The organism is Aquimarina penaris (genome assembly GCF_040786285.1).
Lineage (GTDB): Bacteria > Bacteroidota > Bacteroidia > Flavobacteriales > Flavobacteriaceae > Aquimarina.
The window spans coordinates 81,275-105,024 of sequence record NZ_JBFMKQ010000006.1 but is presented as its reverse complement, the minus strand read 5'-3'; the positions used below and the strand labels follow the sequence as shown (position 1 = coordinate 105,024).

19 protein-coding genes and 2 tRNA genes are annotated in these 23,750 nt (G+C 33.6%); 9 read left to right on the top strand and 12 right to left on the bottom strand.

The genetic code is table 11. The annotated features are described in order from the left end of the window. Positions 1 to 133 precede the first annotated feature (133 nt). From ABW637_RS21530 to ABW637_RS21500, 7 genes are all read right to left on the bottom strand, one after another. Entirely contained in the window at positions 134 to 679 is a 546-nt protein-coding gene (locus tag ABW637_RS21530; RefSeq protein WP_367586803.1) for a 3'-5' exonuclease, read from the bottom strand. A 17-nt stretch (positions 680 to 696) separates the two neighbouring features. Continuing rightward, on the bottom strand, positions 697 to 1,224 hold the full coding sequence (locus ABW637_RS21525; protein WP_367586802.1) for a tetratricopeptide repeat protein: 528 nt from the start codon (positions 1,222 to 1,224) through the stop codon (positions 697 to 699). A gap of 2 nt (positions 1,225 to 1,226) precedes the next feature. After that, entirely contained in the window at positions 1,227 to 1,922 is a 696-nt protein-coding gene (gene prfH, locus ABW637_RS21520; RefSeq protein ID WP_367586801.1) for a peptide chain release factor H, read from the bottom strand. Positions 1,923 to 1,937: 15 nt separating this feature from the next. Continuing rightward, positions 1,938 to 3,329 (bottom strand): RtcB family protein, encoded by a 1,392-nt coding sequence (locus ABW637_RS21515; RefSeq protein ID WP_367586800.1) that lies wholly within the window; start codon positions 3,327 to 3,329, stop codon positions 1,938 to 1,940. A gap of 746 nt (positions 3,330 to 4,075) precedes the next feature. After that, positions 4,076 to 4,672 (bottom strand): hypothetical protein, encoded by a 597-nt coding sequence (locus ABW637_RS21510; RefSeq protein ID WP_367586799.1) that lies wholly within the window; start codon positions 4,670 to 4,672, stop codon positions 4,076 to 4,078. After that, on the bottom strand, positions 4,669 to 6,054 hold the full coding sequence (locus ABW637_RS21505; RefSeq protein WP_367586798.1) for an RtcB family protein: 1,386 nt from the start codon (positions 6,052 to 6,054) through the stop codon (positions 4,669 to 4,671). The genes ABW637_RS21510 and ABW637_RS21505 overlap by 4 nt, the downstream gene beginning before the upstream one ends. Next, positions 6,051 to 6,359, bottom strand: a complete 309-nt coding sequence (locus tag ABW637_RS21500; RefSeq protein WP_367586797.1) for a DUF6331 family protein — start codon at positions 6,357 to 6,359, stop codon at positions 6,051 to 6,053. The genes ABW637_RS21505 and ABW637_RS21500 overlap by 4 nt, the downstream gene beginning before the upstream one ends. 153 nt (positions 6,360 to 6,512) lie before the next feature. Here ABW637_RS21500 and ABW637_RS21495 point away from each other — a divergent pair, with 153 nt between their 5' ends. Further along, complete coding sequence (locus ABW637_RS21495) at positions 6,513 to 7,526, top strand: helix-turn-helix transcriptional regulator (protein WP_367586796.1); 1,014 nt, start codon at positions 6,513 to 6,515, stop codon at positions 7,524 to 7,526. Between the two features lie 204 nt (positions 7,527 to 7,730). On the opposite strand, the gene ABW637_RS21490 is transcribed toward ABW637_RS21495, so the two are convergent. The 3 genes from ABW637_RS21490 to mutS all read right to left on the bottom strand — a co-directional run bounded on the left by ABW637_RS21490 (position 7,731) and on the right by mutS (position 10,825). Then, positions 7,731 to 7,814, bottom strand: a tRNA-Leu gene (locus ABW637_RS21490). Between the two features lie 19 nt (positions 7,815 to 7,833). Beyond that, positions 7,834 to 7,905 (bottom strand) — tRNA-Gly (locus ABW637_RS21485). Positions 7,906 to 8,197: 292 nt separating this feature from the next. Next, positions 8,198 to 10,825 carry a DNA mismatch repair protein MutS gene (gene mutS / locus ABW637_RS21480; protein WP_367586795.1) on the bottom strand — a complete coding sequence of 876 codons (2,628 nt, stop codon included), beginning with the start codon at positions 10,823 to 10,825 and terminating at the stop codon, positions 8,198 to 8,200. A gap of 404 nt (positions 10,826 to 11,229) precedes the next feature. On the opposite strand from mutS, the gene ABW637_RS21475 reads away from it, so the two are divergent. Next, the gene (locus ABW637_RS21475) at positions 11,230 to 11,778 is read left to right on the top strand and encodes an RNA methyltransferase (RefSeq protein WP_367586805.1); all 549 of its coding nucleotides are present in this window, start codon (positions 11,230 to 11,232) and stop codon (positions 11,776 to 11,778) included. Positions 11,779 to 11,856: 78 nt separating this feature from the next. Here the strand turns inward: ABW637_RS21475 and folK are convergent, their stop codons facing one another. Next, the gene (gene folK / locus ABW637_RS21470) at positions 11,857 to 12,981 is read right to left on the bottom strand and encodes a 2-amino-4-hydroxy-6-hydroxymethyldihydropteridine diphosphokinase (RefSeq protein WP_367586794.1); all 1,125 of its coding nucleotides are present in this window, start codon (positions 12,979 to 12,981) and stop codon (positions 11,857 to 11,859) included. Between the two features lie 97 nt (positions 12,982 to 13,078). Between folK and ABW637_RS21465 the strand changes: the two genes are divergently transcribed. The 6 genes from ABW637_RS21465 to ABW637_RS21440 all read left to right on the top strand — a co-directional run bounded on the left by ABW637_RS21465 (position 13,079) and on the right by ABW637_RS21440 (position 21,167). Continuing rightward, complete coding sequence (locus ABW637_RS21465) at positions 13,079 to 13,798, top strand: queuosine precursor transporter (protein WP_367586793.1); 720 nt, start codon at positions 13,079 to 13,081, stop codon at positions 13,796 to 13,798. A 76-nt stretch (positions 13,799 to 13,874) separates the two neighbouring features. Next, a complete protein-coding gene (locus ABW637_RS21460) occupies positions 13,875 to 16,514 on the top strand; it encodes an AsmA family protein (RefSeq protein ID WP_367586792.1) in 2,640 nt (879 codons plus the stop codon). 528 nt (positions 16,515 to 17,042) lie between these two features. Then, positions 17,043 to 18,320: a beta-helix domain-containing protein gene (locus ABW637_RS21455; protein ID WP_367586791.1), complete on the top strand. Its 1,278-nt coding sequence runs from the start codon at positions 17,043 to 17,045 to the stop codon at positions 18,318 to 18,320. A 62-nt stretch (positions 18,321 to 18,382) separates the two neighbouring features. Further along, positions 18,383 to 18,823: a hypothetical protein gene (locus ABW637_RS21450; protein WP_367586790.1), complete on the top strand. Its 441-nt coding sequence runs from the start codon at positions 18,383 to 18,385 to the stop codon at positions 18,821 to 18,823. A 145-nt stretch (positions 18,824 to 18,968) separates the two neighbouring features. Next, complete coding sequence (locus tag ABW637_RS21445) at positions 18,969 to 19,601, top strand: LysE family transporter (RefSeq protein WP_367586789.1); 633 nt, start codon at positions 18,969 to 18,971, stop codon at positions 19,599 to 19,601. Between the two features lie 105 nt (positions 19,602 to 19,706). Continuing rightward, on the top strand, positions 19,707 to 21,167 hold the full coding sequence (locus ABW637_RS21440; protein ID WP_367586788.1) for a pyridoxal phosphate-dependent decarboxylase family protein: 1,461 nt from the start codon (positions 19,707 to 19,709) through the stop codon (positions 21,165 to 21,167). Here the strand turns inward: ABW637_RS21440 and ABW637_RS21435 are convergent. After that, positions 21,164 to 21,958, bottom strand: coding sequence for a DUF2797 domain-containing protein (locus tag ABW637_RS21435; RefSeq protein WP_367586787.1), 795 nt, complete (start codon positions 21,956 to 21,958; stop codon positions 21,164 to 21,166). The genes ABW637_RS21440 and ABW637_RS21435 overlap by 4 nt on opposite strands. A 116-nt stretch (positions 21,959 to 22,074) precedes the next feature. Here ABW637_RS21435 and ABW637_RS21430 point away from each other — a divergent pair, with 116 nt between their 5' ends. Continuing rightward, entirely contained in the window at positions 22,075 to 23,604 is a 1,530-nt protein-coding gene (locus tag ABW637_RS21430; protein ID WP_367586786.1) for a GH3 auxin-responsive promoter family protein, read from the top strand. Positions 23,605 to 23,750 lie beyond the last annotated feature (146 nt).

The window sequence follows — 23,750 nt, the reverse complement described above, 5'->3', positions numbered from 1 at the left end:
ACCACACTTAAATCTTAATATGAAAACACCTAATTTTGTACATAACAAAAAAACCAGAGAAGCTAGCTTCTCTGGTTTAATATAAATTATTTTAAAACTGTCAACTTATTTTAGGACGACTCAGTTTTTATTACTATTTTTTCAAACACCAATCCAGAATTTTAGCAATATTCCTGGCATCATCTACTCCCCTATGATGGGTTCCTTCTAATGGAATTTCTAAAATCCCTAATGCTCCTTTCATTCCAACTCTTCGTCTTAAGCCTTTGACTTTAGAGAAAAGTACTTTCACGTTAATATGATTTTGTGATAAAGGGTAATCCACCCCTATATCTAAACATTGTTTCTTCATCATATTCAAGTCATATTGACCATAACTTGCCCAAGTATATTCTGTACTGTTGTATTGTATTCGAAGCATTTCACAAGCTGCTTCAAAAGAAATACCTTCTTCATCTAACATCTCTTGGGTAATAGTTGTCAGCTCTGTACAGAAAGGACTTACTTCTGATTTTTCAGGCTTTACAAGTATACCATGATTTTTAGAAATAGTCCCAGTTTGAGTATCCAAAAGACAGATACCTATCTCTATGATTTCACTTATTTGCCCTTGCGGAACAGATCCATTCCAGCAAGTAGCTTCAAGATCTATAATTATAATTGTATTTGTTGTTTTCATTTTTTTGTTTGTATACATTATTTCTTTTCCGATTTTTTAGAAGTATTATTCCTGGATTTTTTTTTCTCTGGCATTTTACCTTTAATCCTGGATTTTTCTTCCTTTAAATCATTAATAAAATGATTGTTATATGCATTCTCTTTTGCTAATTTCAAACACTTCAGTGCTTTTTTATAATTCTTTTTATGCTCAAAAAGAATGGCTTTCTTGAGATATAACTCTGCTTTATCAGTTCCTTTTAGGGTTAATGCAAAGTCGATTAACTTTTCTGCTTCATCATAATCCTCATTCCATAACAAAACATTGATGTACTTAGGATACACATCCACAGCGTGCATGTCTTGTGCCAGGGCTTGTTGAAAATATTCTTTTGCCACCTCAAAATTTTTAAGTTGTTCGGCATAAATCTGTCCCATTAAACCTAAGGCAATAGCATTATTTTCGTCATATGACAGCGCATAGTTCAAAGACTCTACGGCCTCTTCCAAATTATATGGATAGGCATCTAATGCCTGAAATAAATATTTATCTAATAAATTGCTCATTTTTATTCGTTTAATTTGTTGCGTAAATCCTGTTTTAATTGATTTCGCTTGTTTTTAAAGGTTTTTTGCTTCTTTTCTTTTTTGAAATCGGTTCCTTTAAATATTCTTATTGGATTACCTCGTTGCACACTCAAATGATTCTCCCATTGATCAGTTAATGATCGCTTAAGTTTATCTAACTGCACTTCTAGCATTTTTTCTTTTAATCGCTCGATGGCCATCTTTTTATTTTGATGCTGAGAACGACTATCCATAGCTACGACACTTGTTCCTGTCGGTTGATGTACCGCTCTTACAGCAGAATTTACTTTATTTACATTCTGACCACCAGGACCTGTACTTCGCATCGTTTGAAAAGTAATATCCTTTTCTGAAATCTGCTTTAGATGTATCGGATCTAGCTCATAAATACCTATAAACCAATTTTTTCGCTTATGATATTTGCGAAAAGTGGATGTTCCAATCCATTGTAAGGTTCCTATCCAAGAACTTAAGAATGTCTTTACTTCTTTTCCTTCAAGTTGAACTGTAACAGATTGAACAGTCCCATTTTCAGAACCTTTTATTCTTTGAATAATACTGTATGAAAATCCAGCTTGTTGTGCTTCCACTAAAAAATATTTAAGAACCTGGGCTACAACCCAGCAGCATTCTGCCGGGCCTCTACCCGCTGTTATTTGTATAATTTTTTGATTCATTTTGTTACTCTTTTTTTACTTGTCCATACGAACAATTTTGGGTGTAAATGTTCCTAATACTTCCACCAATTCCTGTTGATTTGCCATCACTTTATTAATATCTTTGTACGCCATAGGTGCTTCATCGATTCCTCCTCCTATAAGTGTAACATCATGTGCTTTTAATTGCTTTTTGATTTCACTTTTGGTGAATTTCTCTTTACACTTTCTTCGAGAGTGTAAGCGACCGGCACCATGTGATGCAGATTGTAAACTTTCTTCATTTCCTAATCCTCTCACAATAAAACCAGGCGCAGTCATAGATCCTGGTATGATTCCTAATTCTCCTTTGGCGGCAGGCGTCGCTCCTTTTCTGTGTACAATACACTCTTCTCCATTGACTTCTTGTTTCCAGGCAAAGTTGTGATGGTTTTCGATTTTTGCAATTGGTTTCGAACCCAATAGTTTTGCTATTCGAGCATGAATATCATCATGGCATACTTTTGCATAATCACCAGCAAGATTCATTGCCAACCAATATTCATGACCATCGTGCGTATTCAAATCCAACCAAGCCAATTGTTGCACATGCTTTGGTAACGGACATTGTTTGGTAGCCAAATAGGTATAATGTTTTGCTATATTAGCGCCTAACCCTCTGGATCCGCTATGTGATAACACTCCCAGATATTCTCCAATCGGTAATCCCCATTCATTAGTACTTTCTGAAATCGAAACCACTCCAAACTCTACAAAGTGATTACCTCCTCCAGAAGTGCCTAATTGTTTATAAGCTTTGTCTTTTAACCTTTTTACTAACGGAATGGTTTTAAATTCATCTCGTTCAAAGATCTCATGATTGTGCTTTACTTTGTGAGTTTCATACATGCCAAATTTCGTATGTTCGGATAGTATATTCTCCAGCTGATGCTTTTTTCCTTTGAGATAAGAGATAGCTATGGGATAAATCGTTAAACACATTCTACAGCCTATATCCACTCCTACACCATATGGAATCACTGTATTTTTTGTTGCCAGCACTCCACCGATTGGTAAACCGTATCCGGTATGTGCATCAGGCATCAAAGCCCCAGCAACTGCCACTGGTAATTTTAAGGCATCAAACAATTGATATTTAGCCTGCTCATCAATTTCATTTTCACCATATATTTGAAATGGAGCTCGAGTGGTTTTTAAAGCATGTCTTTTTACTTCAACAGGATTTAGTAAACTCTCGGCAATCTTTCCCCAAACCCCATCACCTTGATAGTTTTCAGGGTTGAGTAATACCTTTTTGGCTTCTGTTAATATTTGTTCTTTCTTTACTCGTTTATGATATCGATTAATCTGACCCAAAGTCACATTAATACTATTGTTTTTTGGAAAGCCTAATTTGATTAAGTCTTTTCCGCTTAGTTTCTTTCCCATTATTATAGGTTGTAACATTAATCAATAATGAGTATTCATTACTGACGTAAACTGTATAGTTTGTTTCGGGAAGTTTTATTGAGATTTCGACAAGCTCAGTCTAACACATCAGTGTGACAAAGTGGAAAGCAAAAAATCCGAAACTTTTGGGCTTCGGACTTGGTTGAATATATAAGAAAACTTATTTATCTGTGAAGTCCCGAAGCTTACTCAAAAAAAGACCTTGTCCTTTTGGAGTCGTAGTAAGTAGCTTTGTAAAAGTCATTGTACTTCGGTTTTTAAAGATTATACTATTATTGTTTGCAACACTTCGACAAGCTCAGTGTGACATTTTGTTTTATTGCGATGCAAATATGAAATCTATTTTTAAATTACACAAATAAAATATCGATTTAATATATTGATTATTAGTGATTTAAATTAAAATAACGCAAAATAATCCCTGTCCGTTTTTCAACGGATATTGACTATTTTTCTAATCAACTGTAGTTCTGAAACTTATCTTTCAAATGCCATTTGATTTTATATCAGTAGTTTTCTCAAAAAAAATCATAAAAAAAGCGTCCAATTTCATGGACGCTCTTGCTTTTTATATCTTATTATAGTTTTACTACCTATATTTTTGATTTGAAAACAGCTTTTCAGCGTCCTTTTTATGTAAAAAATATAGCAACATAGGCTTAAAACTTTTTTTTGGTTCGTAATTATGGTGCAAATATGATATAATTATCTTATTCCCTCCAAATTTATTTCCAAAATTGAAACCATTTTTTGTTTTCACTAACCTTTTTGATCGAATCAGACGTATTTGACTTTTCTTTTTGATTAACTGCTTCAATTTTATCATATCTTAGATTCAATAATGTATTATAACCTTCATTCGAATCATAAGCATTAATGTATAATTTTGAATAGGCTTTTATTTGAATTAGCAGCTCTTTCATGGAAAGATTATTACATCTAATAGTGATTAAATCCAGTTCATTATGAAAAAGAAAAAACTGCATCAAAGTATCATATTCATAGCTATATTCAGTATTTAACTGTGCTAAATCATTCACGATACTAAATACATTTTCTGGATCCTCGTTTTCAATAATTTGCGTGCAATATTTCCTTATTACATAAGTCAAATACTTACTTTCGTCCCATACATCATATATCAAATTTTCTAGTTTATTCTTCCAATTTTTATCTCTATAATTAATTGTAATAACATCAGTAATGAAATCATTGGATTCCATCTTTTCAACATAAAACTCCTGATAAATTATACTTTCAAATTCGTTTACAGTTATTAGGCCTATAAGTACTTTGAATATATTTAGTTCTAATTCTTTCATTTCTTTCTTATCTTTTTACTTCGTCTCCAAGGCGCATTCTTTTGCCAATCACCAGCCATGATACATCCGTATGGAAGTACTTCGTCAATCACATTACCCAACCCAAATTCATCCATTTGATTTCTAACGGTTTCCGCATTTTTATAGGCACTTGGTAGTTCAGTAACGTCAATTTCATTAGAAAAGAAACGAATATCCAAACCTTGTGTTTCTTCCTGAAATACTTCTTCATTGGTTCTACCTTCTTTACTCCTTCTATGTTGTGTCCTGCTCACATTACGCCCTGCTCCATGTGGTGCAAAACCAAGATTAGTAGTTGTGGTTTCACCATTTACAATTAACACAGGTTCAGACATGTTTAGAGGAATCAATCTTGGCCCTGTAATATCGGGCATGAACTTAGCATCCAATGGCGTCGCGCCTTTAGCATGGTAGAACAGATCTTCATCTTTAAAAACGAAGTTATGTTCATTCCAGTAACGATCCCATCCGTCTATGTTTAGAGCTTGTAATGTAGCATTATGAAGCACTTCATGATTTGTTTTTGTCCACTTTCTTATAATTTGTAATGCTTCCCAATAATTTTGCCCTTCTTCTGTATCAAAAGGTATCCAAGCATTTTGTTTCAGCGTTTCTGGTGACAATTCTTTTCTGAAACGTTCTGCAATTTTCATCCCTTTGGTATACAAATTCGCTCCAGGTCCTCTAGATCCGTGGTGAGTAATCATCATCGTATTTCCTGTCTTTCTTGATTGACCAATGAATAAGAAGTGATTCCCATCCCCTTGAGTTCCTAAATGAGATCTTGCTGCCTGAATCATCTTTTCATTATTCAGCATATAATTTCCTTCAAAATCTTTTAATAACTCATCTGGAAATCTATATTGAGTGTTTCGATCTCTTCCTCCAGGTCCAAAATGAGTATTTTGATGCGCGGCATCTAGTACTTTTTTAGGATCCATCTTACCAAAATCGGTAAGCATCACAGAGCAACAGATATCGGCACTATGCATCCCTGGATGAATAGCATTTTTAGCAACTGCTACTCCTCCAACAGGAATGGTTCCATTTGGTCCGGTTGGACAAGCGTCCGGCATTACTGCTCCATTAACTAGTGTTGGTGTTTTCATCAATGTATTCATCGATTCTACCACCGAATTTACATTGGTTTCTTCTAACTCATTTTCTGCTTTTATATTGATAGCAAATGAAGCCGCTTCAGTATGCAAATCTACAATTGGTGGAGATTTGAATTGCTCCAAATATGCATGCATAGCATCCCCTTTTAACTTATTTGTATTGATATGCTCGATGGCTTCCGGAAACCATTTTCCGGATCTGAAACCCAACTCGATTAATGTTTTACCTGTGATTATCTTCATGTCAAAATATTTTCTTTAATTCTTTTAATACGTTCCACAAACATTTTCTTCTTCGAATATTCATTGAATATACTACTAGAAACATATCTATACTCAGATAATTCAATCTCCTCTAACAGAAAATCCAAGTTATCAATGATTTCTTTTTTATTATAAAATGGTATAGTCTTTTCTATTTCTTCTTTCGAAAAATCAAAAGCATCAATTCCACAACATTCTGAAACACAATGTGTCTCCAAATCTTGCCAGAACTCTTTATTTAGTTCTAAATAAATATCTGCTGAAAAACTCTCCTTTAATTTCATTTCTCTTTTTTTGAAGCTCCGCCGACTCCCCGTTCAACGGAGCAATTACAAACCAATGTTTATATTTTTAATTCTGGCACAAATGTTCTATATAAGTACGCAATCATTTTGCGCAGAAATAAATAATCTCTATTTTTCCGCAAATATTTAATTATGGCACAGAATAAAAATGCCTTGATACGTTATAAAACCTTAGATAAGTGTCTACAAAACAACAATCGTAACTGGACATTAGATGATCTGATAGAAGCTTGTTCTGACGCCTTATATGAATATGAGGGTAGAGATATCAATGTAAGTAAACGAACTATACAGTTGGATATTCAAATGATGCGTAGTGATAAATTGGGGTATAATGCACCTATTGAGGTGTATGACAAGAAGTATTATCGATATGCAGATAAGGACTATTCTATTACAGATATCCCATTAACTGAAAATGACATGAATGTGTTATCAGAAACTGTGGAAATGCTTAAACAATTCAAAGACTTTTCATTATTCTCTGAACTTGTTGGCATTATTCAACGATTAGAAGATAAAGTATATACTGAAAAAACACAACAGGCCTCTGTAATTCATCTAGATAAAAACGAAAAATTAAAAGGATTAGAGCATCTGGATATTTTATACCAAGCCATTCTAAAGAAGATTGTTTTAAAAATAAAATATCAATCTTTCAAAGCGCAACAAGCTTCTGAAATTATTTTTCATCCATTTATTCTTAAAGAATTTAATAATCGTTGGTTTTTGGTTGGCAAGTCTTCAACCAGGAAACCCATTGTAAATTTAGCGTTAGATAGGATTATCGACATTGATTTTGATACCTCTATTCCTTATTTGAATGAGAAATTTGATGGAGATAAATATTACAAGGATATTATCGGCGTAACAGTAGCCAATTCTAGGGCTCAGCGCATTCAATTTTGGGTAGATAAACAAAATGCCCCCTATGTAATTACAAAGCCTTTTCATAGTTCGCAACGAATTATAAAGGAAGACGAGAACGGTGTTATTTTTAATATTCTTGTTCAGATCAATTTTGAATTGGAGCGTATGATTTTGGGCTTTGGAGATTCGATTGAAGTCCTTAAACCGGAAAAACTTAGAAAAAGGATTGGTAATAAATTGCAGAGAGCACATGAACGATATCAAATAGAGAAATGACTTGCTATGAAATATCTTTAAAGAAGTCGGAAAGCTAATTAATAATTTTTTATAATTTATACTAAAACAGTAAGTATAAACAACTTCAATTCAAAAGTTGTTCATTTCAATTTGTTGAAACCGTAAGAAAACAAGAGTAGTGAAAATCAAAAAAAGAACAATCTTAAAAACAAAAAATCCTCTTGATAAATCAAGAGGATTTTGTACTGAAGGCGGGACTTGAACCCGCACGGCCTAATGGCCATTGGATTTTAAGTCCAACGTGTCTACCAATTCCACCACTTCAGCATGGTATATATTGTCTCAGAGCGAAAGACGGGATTTGAACCCGCGACCCTCACCTTGGCAAGGTGATGCTCTACCCCTGAGCTACTTTCGCAGTTTATTTAAGAACTTCGCAACCCTCTGATTGCGGATGCAAATTTAAAACATTTCTAGTAATACCAAAGTCTTTTTTAAAAAAAGAATAAAAATTTATTCTAATTAACAGAATTTCAAAAAACTAAGACTAAAAAATTATCTCTTGGATCAAAAAAAGCCTTAGAATATGTTCTAAATTGAAATCATAACATTAATAAAAAATTTAAGACAGATCCCGTTATACAAACGGGATTTGTTCAACTTACTATTTTTAACTCCCTGTAAAAACAGGTTTTCAAAATAGAGTTTCACTAAACCTTTGAGGCTTTCTTCCTGGTTAACATGCGTTTAATCTCATTAAGCTTCATTAATGCCTCTACAGGAGTTAGCGTATCAATATCGATATGAAGGATTTCTTCCTTGATTTGTTCAAGCAATGGATCGTCTAAATTAAAGAAACTTAATTGCAGCTCATCTTCTTCCTGTACTCCTTTAATTTTATCGGTAAGTTCTTCACTACTATGCGATTTTTCAAGCTTTTTAAGCATCTTATTAGCCCTGTGTAATACTTGTTGCGGCATCCCTGCCATTTTAGCTACATGAATACCAAAACTATGCTCACTACCACCAGGAACAAGCTTACGTAAGAATAACACGGTATCCTTAAGCTCTTTGACCGAAACATTATAGTTTTTGATTCTTTCAAAGGTTTCGCACATCTCATTTAATTCGTGATAGTGCGTGGCAAATAACGTCTTAGGCTTTCCAGGATGTTCGTGCAAAAACTCGCTAATCGCCCAGGCAATCGAAATCCCATCATACGTACTTGTACCACGGCCAATTTCATCTAACAACACCAAGCTTCGATCGGATATGTTATTAAGAATACTAGCCGTTTCATTCATCTCTACCATAAAGGTAGATTCGCCCATAGAAATGTTATCACTAGCTCCTACCCGGGTAAATATTTTATCCACTACTCCGATCTTAGCTTCTTCGGCAGGAACAAAACATCCCATTTGAGCTAACAAAACAATTAAAGCCGTTTGTCTTAATATCGCCGATTTACCACTCATATTAGGCCCTGTGATCATAATCATTTGCTGATGATCACGATCTAACAATACATCATTAGCAATATACTGCTCACCAGGTGGTAATTGTTTTTCGATAACAGGATGACGACCATTTTTAATTTCTAAATCATGAGATTCGTCGATCAATGGTCGTACATATTGATTTTCTTGAGCCAATTGGGCAAAAGAACCTAAGCAATCTAACTGACCAATTAATGAGGCGTTTAATTGCACAGGCTTGATGTAATCACTCATCCATACTACCAGATCATTAAACAACTGCTGTTCTAATGTTAGAATCTTTTCTTCTGCACCAAGGATTTTTGCTTCATATTCTTTTAATTCTTCTGTAATATATCGCTCTGCACTCACCAAGGTTTGTTTGCGTATCCAAGTATCTGGCACCTTATCTTTATGCGTATTTCTAACCTCGATATAATACCCAAATACGTTATTTGAGGCAATCTTTAATGAGGTAATCCCCGTAGCTTCGGTCTCTCGCTCCAGCATTTTATCCAAATAATCTTTTCCAGAGAAAGCAATAGACCGCAATTCATCTAATTCATCTAAATATCCATCGGCTATGGTATTTCCTTTTAATATATTTACAGGTGCTTCTTCGTTAAGCGTTTCTTTGATTTTATTACGAAGCAACTCACAATCATTAAGTGTATCACCGATAACTTTTAAAGCTTCATTCTCACTTGTTGATGCTTGTGATTTAATAGGAACAATAGCCTCTAGTGAATTTTTAAGCTGAATCACTTCTCGAGGACTCACCTTACCCGTAGCCACTTTAGAAATTAGACGTTCAATATCCCCTATTTGCTTAATTTGATGCTGGATCTTTTGATGCAATGTTGCATTATCCTGAAAGTACTGAACCACTTCTTGACGTTTCTGTATCGCAGCAATATTTTTAAGTGGCAAAGCCAACCAACGTTTTAGTGTGCGACCACCCATTGGCGAGATCGTTTTATCAATAACATCCAATAAGGTAACTGCATTTGCAGCATTGGCTTGATATAGTTCCAGGTTACGAATCGTAAATCGATCCATCCAAATATATTGATCCTCGGCAATACGCTGGATCGCAGTTATATGCTGTAATTTATGGTGTTGTGTTTCATTTAAATAATGAAGAATCACTCCCGCGGCAATAATACCTTCATGCAAATGATCTACCCCAAACCCTTTTAAAGAAGAGGTTTTGAAATGGTTGTTTAATGTTTCGTTGGCATAATCGGTTTTAAATACCCAATCCTCAAGAAAGAAAGTATGATGATCCTGCCCAAAATCTTGATAAAAAGCTTGTTTTTTAGGTTTTGTGATGAGTATTTCGCTAGGGCCAAAATTCTGCATCAATTTATCCATATGTGCTACATCACCTTGCGCTGTTAAAAACTCACCTGTAGATACATCTAAAAAAGCTATTCCTAATTCCTTTTTCCCATAATGCACTGCACATAAGAAGTTATTGGTTTTACTCTGCAAGACCTCATCATTTAGGGCTACCCCTGGAGTTACTAACTCTGTTACACCTCTCTTTACGATGGTCTTAGTTTGCTTAGGATCTTCGAGTTGATCACAGATAGCTACACGCTCACCCGCTTTAACCAATTTTGGCAAATAGGTATTTAAAGAATGATGAGGAAAACCAGCTAGTGCTGTTTCTTGATCGCTACCATTACCTCTTTTAGTCTGAACAATATTAAGGATTGCAGCTGCTTTAATGGCATCTTCACCAAAAGTCTCATAAAAATCTCCTACTCTAAACAACAACAATGCATCAGGATATTTCGCCTTAATTGCATTATATTGTTTCATCAACGGGGTTACTTTCTTAGCGGTTTTTGCTGCCATTAAGCCTAAAAATTTATCAATCAGGCTAAAGTAGCCATTCTTCTATTTTTTTTGAAATATCACAACCGGGAGTTATTCAATTTTATTCACAATCATGAGTAGTTAGTATTTTGGAGGTAGTAGTTAGAGGGTAGTATTCAGTAAGTAGTATTCAGCAAGTAGTATTCAGTAAGTAGTATGAAGTAGGCAGTACTCAGTGGGCAGTATAGCCCCTTGCAGAATGAATTTTTTGTCATTCCAGCGTAGGCTGGGATCCATTTACAATGTGTTCTTTCCTGTTTATACCATTTACAATACTCTTACAATTTGCAAAACATGTAAAAACAGAAATTATTTAGTGTAGATGTTATGAAATATAGATTCCGGCCTACGCCGGAATGACAATAAATGATATTTTTGCAACGATGGAAAAAAACAGGAAACTCAAAAACAGCGAACTTGATCGCAAAACTATCGAAGAATTCAAGGCTTCAGAAAAGACACGGCTAATTATTATTTTAGACAATATTCGAAGTTTAAATAATATTGGTTCTGTTTTTAGAACGGCAGATGCATTTTTGATTGAAAAAATATACCTATGTGGTATTACCGCTACCCCACCACACAAGGATATTCAAAAAACTGCGCTTGGCGCTACCGATACGGTAAGCTGGGAACATACAAAGGATACACTTTCATTAGTACGAGATCTACAGTCTAAGGATGTAAAAATTCTTTCTATCGAGCAAGCAGAAAATGCGGTGATGCTTAATGATTTTACCCCAGAAACTAATCAAACCTATGCCATCATTTTTGGAAACGAAGTTAAAGGCGTACAACAAGAGGTCGTTTCAGAAAGTGATAGTGTAATAGAAATACCACAGTTTGGAAGCAAACACTCTCTAAATATTTCGGTTAGTGCCGGGGTTGTAGTTTGGGATTTGTTTTGTAAACTAAATTCTAATAGTTTATAGGGAGTTAGTAGACAGTATTCAGTAGGTAGTTTGCAGTAGTCAGTTGCCTATGTTCAAATACCTGCAAACTCCTAACTCCTAACCAACCTCTTCCAAAATCCAAATATAATCGGCTCGGTTTGCTATAAAATCCCGATCAGACACATCAATAATTTTGACATTCAACTCTGTTTGTGATTTTATATATTGAAGATATCCTTTGTTGATTTTATTAAGATATTCGGCAGGGATTTTTTGCTCATACTCGCGCCCCCTTTTTTTGATATTTTCTAAAAGACGTTCTGTATTTTGATATAAATAAATATACATCCCCGGTTTTGGAAGGTTTATATACATCAAATCAAATACCTTTTTATACAACCTATACTCTTCTTCTTGCAATGTAACTTTGGCAAAAATCAAAGATTTAAACACATCATAATCACTTACCACAAAATCCTTGAACAAATCAAACTGAGCAATATCATCTTGCAATCGCTGGTACCGATCCGCCAAAAAAGACATCTCTAACGGAAAAGCATAGCGCTCCATATCTTCATAAAACTTGGGCAAAAAAGGATTATCGGCAAAACGTTCTAAAATTAATTTAGCGTTAAACTCTTTGGAGATCAGTTTTGCTAAACTCGTTTTTCCTGCTCCAATATTACCTTCAATAGTAAGATATTCAAACTTTGATAAACTATACCTTTCTTTAGGATTTACAATACTCTCCTCAAGTTGAGTTATTTGTGATGTATCTGAAGTATTTTCTAATAATTGCGCTACAGTTTGCTTTAGCTTAGGATGTATTATCTCTGAAGCAATATCAGACAACGGTTCTAAAACAAACTTTCGATCCTGGATTGCCGGATGCGGAACAATTAGTTTTTTTGTTTCTATCTGTCCTTCCGAAGAGAAAATAACATCCAAGTCAATAGTTCTGGCTTCATACCCTTCTCCTTTATTACGATTTCTACCTAGTGTATTTTCGATTTCTAAAAGTTTATCTAAAACTTCTGCTGTCGAATAAAAAGTTCGAATGGCAATACAAGCATTATAAAAATCATTACTATCAAAACCCCAAGCCGGAGTTTGGTATACTTTAGAAATTAGAACTACATCTCCAATAATTTGGTATATATGATTGACCGCTTTTTGAATAAAGTCAAGGCGATCACCCATGTTACTGCCTAACGAAATATGTATATGATGAGATGTTTTCAAGGTTAGAAATTTATAATCTGGTCAGAACTCCTTATTTTTAAGAGCAAATTAAGCAAAACAAAATCACATCACCTTATTTTTGCGTGAACTATTATTAATGACATCTATTTTGAACGAATCCACCCTTAGTTTAAAAGACAAAAAATCTGCTTATAGAATTTATCTAATCCTTGGCGCATTATTTATTTCATCATTAGTGGCATCCAACCTTATTTTTCAAAAATTCTTTTATTGGGATTTTTTTGGAGTATATACTTTTGAAATTTCAGTGGGTATTCTGCCATATCCAATTACTTTTTTAATTACAGATATTATTAGCGAAGTATTTGGAAAAAGAAAAGCCAACCAGATTGTTACCGCTGGTATTTTTGCTTCATTTTTTTCGTTAATTATAGTCTCTGCATCTGCGGCAGTACCTGCAACCTCATGGTCTCCAATAAATGACGACATATTTAGTAAAGTTTTTGGAGCTACAGCCATAGCCGTTTTTGCATCGATGATAGCTTATCTTTTTGCACAATATATCGATATTCAGATTTTTCACTTCTGGAAACGTGTTACCAAAGGAAAGCACTTATGGCTACGTAATAATTTTTCTACATTCTCTTCGCAATTTATAGACACGTTAACCGTTCTTTTATTGCTTTGCTCTACCGGGATCATACATTGGGATCGTTTTGGCGTATTATTGGTTAATGGATTCTTGTTTAAAGTGCTTGTAGCCGCATTAGACACACCAATTTTATACCTGGGAGTATACATCTTAAGAAGAAAGTTTAGACTAAAACAAGGAGGAGAACTCGCCTTAGAAATTTAAAATCTAACAAATAGTTAACTTAAAAAGTTACATAATATCTTTGTAAACCTTTATTTTACACCAAAGCCTTACGCTCATGAAAAAAGCCCTCAAAATCCTAGCTATTGTCCTACTATTATTTATTATCGGAATCGTTTCTATTCCCTTTTTATTTAAAGGAACCATCCAGGATAAAGTACGCTATTTAGTGAACGAACATGTTAATGCCAAGGTTGATTTTGCCGATATAGACATAAGTCTTATACGAAGCTTCCCTAAAGCTTCAGTAATAATTGATGAACTTTCTATACTTAATTACGCTCCCTTTGAAGGGGATACATTAGCTTATTCTAAAAGAATAGCACTCGATATGTCTATTAACGAATTATTCAAAGATGCCTCTGAAGCGATAAGTGTACAAAAAATAATAATCGACAAGGCCAATATCGCCATCAAGACTGACTCTTTGGGAAACTCGAACGTTGATATTGCCCGAAAAAATGACGAAGCTCCTGAGCCTGCTCCCGAAGGAGAAGATAGTTCTTTTACTTTTGCCCTGGAACATTATGAAATTAATGATAGTAATATTGTATTTAAAGATGATGTAAGTAAAACATTCTTAGAAATGTCACATCTAAACCATAGCGGTGATGGATCTGTGTCTGGCAAAAAGGTTATTTTAGACACACAAACTAATTCTGAAGCCTCTTTTAGCCTTGATAACACTAAATATTTAAACAAAAATAAAATAGAGCTAGACGCTCAGATAGAATTAGACCTCGAAAATCAACGCTATTCTTTTAAAGAAAATAAAGCTTTGATCAATAGATTACCATTAGAGTTTACAGGTTTTGTTCAATTACAAGAAAAATATACCGATATAGACCTGAGTTTTAAAACGCCGACCTCAGATTTTAAAAACTTTCTTGCCGTTATCCCAGAAACCTATGCTAAGAATCTAGATGGCGTACAAACCAGTGGGGACTTTTCAATTAATGGTAGTATTAAAGGAAAATCAGACGATACCTATATCCCTAAAATGGATATAAATATTGTATCACATAATGCAGCCTTTAAATATCCAGATTTACCCAAAGGAATTAAAAACATTAATATAGACACGCAAATTAAGAATGAAACCGGTCTTGTTGATGATACCTATATTAAAATCGGCAATCTTACCTTTAAGATTGATCAGGATTCTTTTGCCGCAAACGGTAGTTTAAAAAACCTTACCAAAAATATGATTGTAGACATGGCTTTAAAAGGAACTTTAAACCTAGCCAATCTAAATCAGGCATATCCTTTAGAACTTGAAGAAAAATTAAATGGTATTGTAAATGCAGATATTAAGACTCATTTTGATATGCAATCTTTAGAAAAAGAGCAATATCAAAATGTAAAAAGTTCGGGTACCGCCAGTATTTCCGAATTCACTTATGCTTCTACTGACATGCCCAATGAGATAAAAATCGAGAAGGCTAATATTAGTTTTAATCCTCAAACCATTTCTTTGGATCAAATGCAAGCAACAACAGGTAAATCTGATCTTGCCGCGACCGGTACTATTGATAACCTTATGGGATTTCTATTTGCAAAACAAGATCTAAAAGGAAATTTTGATGTCAACTCCAATGTTTTTGCAGTAAGTGATTTTATGATTAATGAACCCGAAGAAGGGGGAGAAAAAACTAAAGACGTCAATACTACAGAAGAGGAGAGCATGAAAATTCCTTCTTTTTTAGATGCTACACTTAATTTTGATACTAAAAAGGTACTATATGATAATTTAGAACTACAAAATGCAAAGGGAACAGTAAAAATAAAGGATGAGACAGCCTATTTAGAAAATGTAACTTCTAATATCTTTAACGGAGGCATGGCTATAAATGGTAATGTATCTACCAAATCCGAGGTTCCTACCTTTGCCATGGCATTAGATCTAAGCAAAATTGATATTGTACAATCATTTAACAACCTCGAATTATTAAAAGGTTTAGCACCAATTGCAAGAGCACTCGCTGGTAACCTTACAACACAAATGAGTCTTAACGGTAAACTGAATGATGATCTAACTCCTGTACTCACCTCTTTAAAAGGGAAGGCACTTGCAGAAATTCTTAATGCTCAGGTGTCAACTACTAAAACACCTCTTTTATCAAAACTAAATAGTCAACTTAGTTTTGTGGAGATGGATAAACTAAATCTTAAAGACATTAAAACAAACCTTAGTTTTGATGACGGAAAAATTAACGTAAAGCCCTTTGAGTTTGATGTTGAAGGCATAAAAATTACTGCCGGAGGTAGCCATAGTTTTGATCGAAGCATGAATTATAATGTTTCTTTAGACCTGCCCGCAAAATATCTGGGTGATGAAGTAGGTAGCCTAATGTCTCAACTCAACGAAGAAGAAGCAAACAATATGACTGTTGCACTTCCTATTGGAATTTCAGGAAATTTCACAAACCCAAAAATTAATCTAAATACCGGGCAGGCAGTAAAAGAGCTCACACAACAGTTAATAAACAAACAAAAGGAAAAAGCCAAAAATCAATTGGTGGATAAAGGTCAAAAAGCGTTAACTGATCTATTAGGTGGATCTAAAAAAGAAACCGATTCTAACAAAGATGACTCACAAAACAACACAGAAGAAACTTTAAAAAACACGGCCAAAAATATTCTAGGTGGTTTTCTTGGAAAGAAAAAAAAGAAAGACACTACAAAGACAGGTAATTAAACCAAAGAAATATACTATAGTTTGTACTACTAAATCAGCTTCATTAAGAAGCTGATTTTTTTTATGTGAATTTTATAATGTCTAACACGTTAGATATCCTTGTTTTTACATAAAGTTTTACTTTAAAAAAACCATCTTTATCGCTAAATTCTATATAGTTATATTTCAAAACAATCGTTTTCTAAGCTATTTTGAAGAAAATAATTCAGGAAAAAATGAATAAAAAACACCAAAAATTAGGGAAAAAACCCCGTTTTTATTCAAAAATTAGCCTAAAACATAAGTATTGTTCAATATTTTAACTCTATTATTGAACATTAGTTAAAATACTGGTTTTCAATAAAATAAATGTTAAAATTGTAAGAATAATACTAATAAAAATGTGATAATTCTAGTTAAAATACCGATTAACGTACAAAGTTTACGGTAAACACGTAACCAATTTATTTAAAACTCTTCTAACTTAGTGTTCCTGAAATTGGCAGAAAGAAATTTCTTCCAAAATTTTAACCCCAAAAATAACCTATCATGACAAAAAGATGTTCTTTAGTTACAGCTTTTATATTACTATTTTCTTCTTTTATTACAATTGCACAAGATTTTAACGAAAACGACAACAAATGGACAAGAGGCTGGACCAACTTTGCTCCGAATAAAACGGATTACCCGGCAGCCGAAGAAAAATTACCCAATATTATCGCAAACAATACATACCTAACAAACGATATTGTTTATTTAATGTCTGGTGATGTATATGTTATTAATGGTGCATCTTTAACGATACAAGAAGGAACCATAATTAGATGCGATCATCAAAACCCGGCAAACCTTATTGTTACCAAAGGTGCAAAATTAGTTGCCGCCGGATCTGAGGCTTACCCTATTGTATTTACCTCTAACAAAGCTGCAAAATCAAGAAATAGTGGAGACTGGGGCGGAATAGTAATAGCTGGGTCTGGAAAAATCAATAGTGTGTCTGGTAATGGGATCATAAAAGGAAATTTCAAACCTCAATTCTCGGTATATGGAGGTAATCTGCACACTGAAGAAACAACAATTCTAAGATACGTTAGAATAGAGTTTTCTGGAAACACAAGTAAAAGAAAGGAAGGATCTAATGGTTTATCTCTATACGGTTTAGGCACGTCTTCTATTGTAGATAATATAATGGTAAGTCATACTGGTCAAGACTCTTATAATATTCATGGTGGAAAAAACAATATCCGAAACCTTGTATCACTAAAAGCTCAAGGAAATGACTTCAAGGTTTCTGAAGGATTTAAGGGAAATTTAAATAGCATCATTGCTATTCGCCACCCATACATTACCAACTCAATAGGTTCTTATGCCATTGTAGTAGATGGTTATGACAAAAACATGGGATATACTAATCTCAGTTCAGTTACCGATGTTACTATATCTAATGCTACTCTTGTTAATTTATCAGATAAAACGAATTATCAACACACTACGTCTGCGATTTCAACATCTAATCTTGCAATGACATATATTCATAATTCTAAAATATCTGGCTTTTCAGATGTTGTGAAGTTTGATAAATCTTATGTTTCTCTTCCAAAAATACAGAAAGCTTTTATGATGGATAATAGTTTCTTTAATATCCATGGTGAAGGTGTAAAAGTTGTAAATCAATCTATCGAAAAAGAATCACTTAATATTCTTAAATATAACAGGTTTACTAAAACTTTTATAGAGGTAAATGAATTGTTTAGCAATCCATTAAGTCATGTTGTTCCGAAGTTTCAATTAAAACAATCATTAAACACTTATATGGTTATGCAATAATAAATGAAGTTTATTTTAATTTCATGATGTCAAACCAGTTTGAATATAATTATTAAAATACTATGATTAGATTATTAATGGGCTTTGTTTTCTTTTTATTAGTGAACTCTGTTTTTTCTCAAAAAGTTAACGAAGCTATATTTTTCACTCAAAAAAAACAGATCAATAAATTTCACACGATTAGCGACCTTGAAACTCGTAAGAAAGGAGAGCTTATAAAGTTATATCAAGATCGGGTAGAAGAAATCATGACTGTACTTCCGTTCTTATCTCTTACCAATGAACCTGGTGTAAGGTTAGAAGATATAGGTATAAAAGAAGATTCTCGTCATCTTAAAATTTTAAAAAATAATACAGAAAGTACCGAGAAAAATTTTGAGACCACCAAAGAAGCTATAGAAGAATTGGTTGCGTATGCCGACACAGAGAAAATCATAGGGACTATACTATATTTTGAAGAAATCATCAAAAAAATGAGAATAGGAGTTAATGGAAATTTCTAAAAAAAAGAATAAATAAATTGTAATGTGTTTAAATTATCATATTTACTTAGGGTTGGAAGCGGTTATATATAACCGCTTCCATATTTTTTAAACAACTCACCTGTGCGATTTGTAAGATTCCCAAAGTAAAAGCTACTAACCCATCATGATACTACTATATCTTTTAATAGGTACACTTATAGCCATAGTAGGCGCAATACCTCTTGGCGCGGTTAACCTAGCTGTTATTAACACCTCTATAAAAGAAAATATTAAAAATGCTTCTTATATTGCTTTGGCAGCTGGAATTGGTGAAGTATTATTAGCTCTTTTTGCATTGCATTGTAGTATGGAATTATCGGAGTTTTTTCTTCACAATCAATGGATACAAATTAGTTTTATAGTAGCGTTCTTTTTAATCGGTTTATATTTCATGTATTTGGCAAGTAAAACTACTCCCAGTAGTAAACGACGTAAGCCTAAACTATTCAACTCTAAATTTCTTACTGGTTTTTCCTTAGCCTTATTAAATCCACCAGTAATCGTATATTGGATCTTAGCAATTTCTCTTACCAACAAACATATTCTCAAACTTACTACTCAAAACCCAATATCATCTCTGTTACTTTTCTTTTTAGGAATTTACCTGGGAAAAATAGGAACACTTTACTTTTATGGTAAATGGGGTAATAAAATGGCTCAAAAACAAGGAGATTCTAAAGCAAAACTTCATAGAATTATAGGATCCGCCTTACTGGTTATTTCCGTTTTCCAAAGTATTAAGATTATTATCGAATAATATTGTTTAATAGTAGTAAAATACTGTTTTTTCACTTAAATATACAAGTATATATCTTTAGATAGTTTTTATATTTGTAGGTTATTTCAATAAAGCTATATACCAATGACCAAAGATGCTGTAAACCCTAAATTAAGGCTATCAAAAGAAGAGATGCGACAATATGGATATAAAATCATTGACCACATTGTAGATCATTTTGAAACTCAAAATTCGAAAAAGCCTGTTACTATTGCCACCAGAGAGGAAATGGATTTGTTACTAACAGAAGCTATTCCCGATCAGCCAACTCCTGCAAACGAAGTATTGGATTTTGTTATGGACCATGTTATTCCCAACAGCAATATAGTATCGCATCCAAAATCATATTCTTTTGTCCCAGGCCCAAGTAACTATGTAAGTGTTATGGCCGATACTTTAGCTACTGGTTTTAATATATTTTCTGGTGGTTGGGCTGCATCTCCCGCTGCTGCAGAATTAGAAATAGTAACCATGAATTGGTTACTTAAAATTTTCGGATTTCCAACAAAAAAAGGAGGTGGTATATTTACAAGTGGTGGCTCAATGGCTAATCTTACTGCTTTAGTCACTGCAAGAAGAATAAAATGCAAAGATGATTTTTCTAAGGCTATTATTTACTTATCTGATCAAGCTCATTCTTCAAACATAAAAGCAATTAAGGTGATTGGCTTTAAAAAAGAGCAAATTCGCATCATCCCAACAGACATAGAATTTAAAATATCATTAAATAAGCTAAAAAATGCTATTGCCAAAGATCGACTAGAAGGATTACAACCTTTTTGCATTATTGCCTCTGCAGGAACCACAAATACAGGCACAGTGGATCCTCTTGATCAAATTGCAACCATTTGTAAAAACGAAAACTTATGGATGCACGTAGATGGAGCTTATGGTGGAGCAGCAATTCTTGCAAACAAGGGAGATCTGCTTTTAAAAGGTATTGAAAAAGCAGATTCGTTAACTGTAGATCCTCATAAATGGTTTTTTCAACCCTATGAAATAGGCTGTTTATTAGTAAAAGATCACAATTGGTTAAGTGGTACTTTTACAGAAAAACCAGAATACCTTAGAGATATCGAAGGGAATGAATCTGAAATCAATTTTTATGATCATGGGATTCAATTAACCCGTCGTTTTCGTGCATTGAAGTTTTATATGTCTTTAAAAACATTTGGTTTAGATAGTTTTAAAAAAGCCATCCAATATACCATAGATCTTGCCGAACAAGCTGAAACTATCCTAAGAAAAAGCAGTAATTGGGAAATCACATCTCCTGCTACACTAGCAATAATTAATTTTAGATACCACCCTATAGGTTTTGATTTAACCGAAGAAGAGTTGGATTGTATAAATCAAAATATTTCTAATAAAATAATCGCATCAAGAGAAGCGCTTTTGGTCACTACAGTATTACAGGGTCAAATAGTACTTAGAATGTGTCTTATAAACCCTCGAACTACCATTGAAGATATCCAGGATACTTTAGAAAAATGTGAAACGTTTGCTAAAGAGGAGTTAACAACATTACAAAAGCAACTTAGCTAAGAGATTGTCAAATCAACTACATACCCTTCATTGTTACGCACATTAAAAACTGTATTATCTTCAAAAATAAGATACTGCCCCTTAACACCTTTCAAGGTTCCAGAAAACTCTGGTGTCTTTTCAAGATTAAGGCTTTTTAATTTATCAGGGTATTTTACCACTGGGAACTTAAGCTCGGTTTCCTTTCCGTTTTCGATAAAATATTCCTTTACTTCTTCTGGAATAAAATCTTTGAGTCTATTTTTATAAGCTATTAAGTCTTCATCGACCACTTCATTTTTAAGCATTGTACGCCAATTGGTTTTATCGGCAACATGTTCTTTTAGCGCTACTTCGGTGATCCCGGCTAAATATCGATTAGGAACCTCAACAATTTCAATTGCCTCATGTGCACCTTGATCAATCCAACGTGTAGGCACTTGTGATTTTCGGGTAACCCCTACTTTAACATTACTAGAATTTGCCAAATACACAATATGCGGCTGTAATTGTGCTTTTTTTTCGAATTCGAGATCCCTATCTTCAACTCCCAAATGAGCCGTGCTTAACTCTGGGCGCATTACCCAATCCCCTACTTGAGGTTGATTATAAAAATCATCATAACAATACCCTTGCCTATATATCTTTTTGTTCTTACCACAAGCAAGACATTGATACCCTACAAATTTTATACTTACTTTTTTATTTAATAACTGGTTTACATGAATAAAATCAGTTTCAAAAATCAGGTAATACTGAATCGGATCTCCAATCTCTGTCTGCATTTTGGTAAGCACTCCTTGATATTGCATAAAGTTTTGTTATAAATTGACCTTGCGAGAAGAATGTAAATATTTTTATTATTTTAGTTGATAACAACCAAAAATAGTAAGTTAAAAACTATTTATACCTAAATATACGTCAAAAAATGCCAATCCCATTAGTTAATTCTATTGCCAGCTGGTTCCTAAAAAAGCGGTTTCATCAAATGGAGCTTTTTCTTAAGTACCCTAATGAAGTTCAGCTTGAATTACTAAATGTACTATTGGAAACAGCAAAAAACACAGAATTAGGAAAAAAGTATGATTTTGCTTCTATACGCAACTATGAAACATTTTCAGAACGTGTACCTATTAGAACTTATGAGGATTATGAATCGATGATTGAGAGAAGCCGTCATGGCGAAAACAATATTTTTTGGCCTACTCCCATTAAATGGTTTGCTAAATCGAGTGGTACTACTAGTGCAAAAAGCAAATTTATACCCGTAAGTCAAGAGTCGTTAGAAGATTGCCATTTTGCTGCAGGAAAAGATCTTTTGTGCATGTATCTTAATAATAACGAAGGTTCTAAACTTTTTACTGGTAAAAGTCTTCGATTAGGTGGAAGTAAGGAATTGTATAAAGAAAATGGAACATCTTTTGGAGATTTATCTGCCATTATTATTGACAATATGCCATTTTGGGCCGATTTTAGCTCTACTCCCAGCAGTGAAGTATCATTAATGAGTGATTGGGAATTTAAAATGAAAGCCATTGTTAATGAAACTATCCAGGAAAATGTAACAAGCTTAGCGGGTGTTCCTTCCTGGATGCTCGTTTTACTTAATCAAGTACTAGAAACTACCGGAAAAGAAAATCTCTTTGAAATCTGGGATAATCTCGAGGTATATTTTCATGGCGGCGTAAGTTTTGAACCATACAGAGATCAATACAGTAAAATTCTACCTAAGAATACTTTTAAGTATTACGAAATCTATAATGCTTCAGAAGGATTCTTTGCTATTCAGGATCATAATGATTCTTCAGAATTATTATTAATGCTTGATTATGGGATATTTTATGAGTTCATTCCCATGGATACTTACGGAACCACTTTTGAAAAGGTAATTCCTTTAAGTCAAGTAGAGATAGGAAAAAATTATGCTGTGGTCATCACTACTAATGCAGGATTATGGAGGTATATGATAGGAGACACAGTACGTTTTACATCGATCAGCCCTTATAGGATTAAAGTATCCGGAAGAACAAAACATCATATCAATGTATTTGGAGAAGAGTTAATCATTGAAAATGCTGAAGAAGCCTTGAAAAATACCACAAGGCAAACTAATTCTGAAATCGTTGATTATACGGTTGCCCCTATTTTTATGAAGGGAAAAGAAAAAGGTGCTCATGAGTGGATTGTCGAATTTAAAAAGCCACCAAAAAACTTAACAGAATTTACACATATTCTCGATCAAAACTTGCAGCAGGTTAATAGTGATTATGAAGCCAAAAGATATAACAATACAACACTTAACATACTTCAACTGCGCGAGGCAAGACCAAATTTGTTTTACGATTGGTTAAAGAAGAATGGAAAACTAGGGGGGCAACATAAAATTCCGAGATTGTCTAATAAACGAACGTATGTAGAAGAATTATTAGTACTTAATAAGGTTACTTGTTCCTCTTAGTACTAAAATAAATTTGATCTAAAACGCTACTTTTTTTCGTAAAATCGTGAGTTATTGATTGTTAAAATTACGGTTTAACCATAAAAAAACTATGTAAGAATTCTTCTTTTTGGCAAAAAAATTAGTATTTCATCGCCCAAAAAAAG

Coding starts and splice junctions, on each gene's coding strand:
- ABW637_RS21525 (WP_367586802.1), bottom strand. CDS start 1,224: ATGAGCAATTTATTAGATAAATATTTATTTCAGGCATTAGATGCCTAT.
- ABW637_RS21510 (WP_367586799.1), bottom strand. CDS start 4,672: ATGAAAGAATTAGAACTAAATATATTCAAAGTACTTATAGGCCTAATA.
- prfH (WP_367586801.1), bottom strand. CDS start 1,922: ATGAATCAAAAAATTATACAAATAACAGCGGGTAGAGGCCCGGCAGAA.
- ABW637_RS21460 (WP_367586792.1), top strand. CDS start 13,875: ATGAAAAAAGCCCTCAAAATCCTAGCTATTGTCCTACTATTATTTATT.
- ABW637_RS21515 (WP_367586800.1), bottom strand. CDS start 3,329: ATGGGAAAGAAACTAAGCGGAAAAGACTTAATCAAATTAGGCTTTCCA.
- ABW637_RS21500 (WP_367586797.1), bottom strand. CDS start 6,359: ATGAAATTAAAGGAGAGTTTTTCAGCAGATATTTATTTAGAACTAAAT.
- ABW637_RS21505 (WP_367586798.1), bottom strand. CDS start 6,054: ATGAAGATAATCACAGGTAAAACATTAATCGAGTTGGGTTTCAGATCC.
- ABW637_RS21455 (WP_367586791.1), top strand. CDS start 17,043: ATGACAAAAAGATGTTCTTTAGTTACAGCTTTTATATTACTATTTTCT.
- ABW637_RS21495 (WP_367586796.1), top strand. CDS start 6,513: ATGGCACAGAATAAAAATGCCTTGATACGTTATAAAACCTTAGATAAG.
- ABW637_RS21450 (WP_367586790.1), top strand. CDS start 18,383: ATGATTAGATTATTAATGGGCTTTGTTTTCTTTTTATTAGTGAACTCT.
- ABW637_RS21440 (WP_367586788.1), top strand. CDS start 19,707: ATGACCAAAGATGCTGTAAACCCTAAATTAAGGCTATCAAAAGAAGAG.
- ABW637_RS21475 (WP_367586805.1), top strand. CDS start 11,230: ATGGAAAAAAACAGGAAACTCAAAAACAGCGAACTTGATCGCAAAACT.
- ABW637_RS21435 (WP_367586787.1), bottom strand. CDS start 21,958: ATGCAATATCAAGGAGTGCTTACCAAAATGCAGACAGAGATTGGAGAT.
- ABW637_RS21430 (WP_367586786.1), top strand. CDS start 22,075: ATGCCAATCCCATTAGTTAATTCTATTGCCAGCTGGTTCCTAAAAAAG.
- ABW637_RS21530 (WP_367586803.1), bottom strand. CDS start 679: ATGAAAACAACAAATACAATTATAATTATAGATCTTGAAGCTACTTGC.
- mutS (WP_367586795.1), bottom strand. CDS start 10,825: ATGGCAGCAAAAACCGCTAAGAAAGTAACCCCGTTGATGAAACAATAT.
- ABW637_RS21465 (WP_367586793.1), top strand. CDS start 13,079: ATGACATCTATTTTGAACGAATCCACCCTTAGTTTAAAAGACAAAAAA.
- ABW637_RS21445 (WP_367586789.1), top strand. CDS start 18,969: ATGATACTACTATATCTTTTAATAGGTACACTTATAGCCATAGTAGGC.